This is a genomic window from Psychrobacter sp. GW64-MNA-CIBAN-0177 (assembly GCF_040309585.1).
GTDB classification, from domain to species: Bacteria; Pseudomonadota; Gammaproteobacteria; order Pseudomonadales; family Moraxellaceae; genus Psychrobacter; species Psychrobacter okhotskensis.
This window is the reverse complement of the sequence record NZ_JBEOOY010000616.1, coordinates 1-235: the sequence shown is the minus strand read 5'-3', so window position 1 is coordinate 235 and position 235 is coordinate 1. Positions and strand designations below refer to the sequence as shown.

At 32.8% G+C, this 235-nt stretch carries 1 pseudogene; it reads right to left on the bottom strand.

The window, feature by feature from the left end:
- Positions 1 to 235 (bottom strand): annotated as a pseudogene (locus tag AAEY79_RS16425) (hypothetical protein); the annotation flags it as partial.

Sequence of the window (235 nt, the reverse complement as noted above, 5' to 3'; positions counted from 1 at the left end):
GTAATATTGAGAGGTCAAATCATCCGATCTAGCCTTTAGCACATCATATAAAGGCCCAGCACCAATATGAATCCATTCAACTATTAAATGACTATTAATTTTTGCGTAAGCTTCTATAGCATCCATGATTTTATCTATCTGCTTTACTGTTACGCAATATGATAATGACAATATTTTAACTTTACCATTCATTGACTTTGTATCAAATTCTTCTGAAGGAATGTCAACGCCTAAC